Genomic DNA, 1,546 nt, shown 5'->3' on the forward strand with positions numbered 1-1,546 from the left:
ATGGGCTGGGGTGCGTAGCGTGGGACCCGAATCAGTAGTAGTCAAGCGATGGGGTGACGCAGGAAGGTAGTCGGACCACGGCGATGGTAGTCCGTGGCTAAGAGTGTAGGGCGTGACGTAGGCAAATCCGCGTCGCATGTGCCTGAGACTTGATGGGGACCCCGTTTGGGGGAAGCCGATGATCCTATGCTGCCGAGAAAAACCTCTAGCGAGCTATGAGCCGCCCGTACCCCAAACCGACTCAGGTGATCAGGTAGAGAATACCAAGGCGATCGAGCAAACCATGGTTAAGGAACTCGGCAAAATGCCCCCGTAACTTCGGGAGAAGGGGGGCCGGATCCGTGACGCCACTTGCTGGCGGTAGCGGTGATGGCCGCAGAGACCAGGCCCAAGCGACTGTTTATTAAAAACACAGGTCCGTGCGAAGTTGTAAGACGATGTATACGGACTGACTCCTGCCCGGTGCTGGAAGGTTAAGGGGACGGGTTAGACACTTTGGTGTCGAAGCTCAGAACTTAAGCCCCAGTAAACGGCGGTGGTAACTATAACCATCCTAAGGTAGCGAAATTCCTTGTCGGGTAAGTTCCGACCTGCACGAATGGAGTAACGACTTGGGCGCTGTCTCAACCGTGGACTCGGCGAAATTGCACTACGAGTAAAGATGCTCGTTACGCGCGGCAGGACGGAAAGACCCCGGGACCTTTACTATAGTTTGGTATTGGTGTTTGGTTCGGCTTGTGTAGGATAGGTGGGAGACTGTGAAACCTCGACGCCAGTTGGGGTGGAGTCATCGTTGAAATACCACTCTGGTCGTACTAGATGTCTAACCTAGGTCCATTATCTGGATCAGGGACAGTGCCTGATGGGTAGTTTAACTGGGGCGGTTGCCTCCTAAAATGTAACGGAGGCGCTCAAAGGTTCCCTCAGCCTGGTTGGCAATCAGGTGTTGAGTGTAAGTGCACAAGGGAGCTTGACTGTGAGACAGACATGTCGAGCAGGGACGAAAGTCGGAACTAGTGATCCGGCGCTGGCATGTGGAAGCGGCGTCGCTCAACGGATAAAAGGTACCCCGGGGATAACAGGCTGATCTTCCCCAAGAGTCCATATCGACGGGATGGTTTGGCACCTCGATGTCGGCTCGTCGCATCCTGGGGCTGGAGTAGGTCCCAAGGGTTGGGCTGTTCGCCCATTAAAGCGGCACGCGAGCTGGGTTTAGAACGTCGTGAGACAGTTCGGTCCCTATCCGCCGCGCGCGTAGGAAACTTGAGAAAGGCTGTCCCTAGTACGAGAGGACCGGGATGGACGAACCTCTGGTGTGCCAGTTGTCCCGCCAGGGGCACGGCTGGTTAGCTACGTTCGGAAGTGATAACCGCTGAATGCATCTAAGCGGGAAGCACGTTTCAAGATGAGGTTTCCCACCACGAGAGTGGTTAAGGCCCCCAGTAGACGACTGGGTTGATAGGCCGGAGGTGTACAGCAGTAATGCCTAGCCGACCGGTACTAATAGGCCGAGGGCTTGTCATACAAGCCACATCACTACAAAGAG

1 rRNA gene is annotated in these 1,546 nt (G+C 55.5%); it reads left to right on the plus strand.

From position 1 onward, the window contains the following. Window positions 1–1,524: ribosomal RNA gene (locus K329_RS31380) — 23S ribosomal RNA — on the plus strand; the annotation flags it as partial. Window positions 1,525–1,546 lie beyond the last annotated feature (22 nt).

Origin of the sequence: Nocardioides alkalitolerans DSM 16699 (assembly GCF_000426525.1) — a bacterium.
In the GTDB taxonomy this organism is placed as follows: Bacteria; Actinomycetota; Actinomycetes; order Propionibacteriales; family Nocardioidaceae; genus Nocardioides; species Nocardioides alkalitolerans.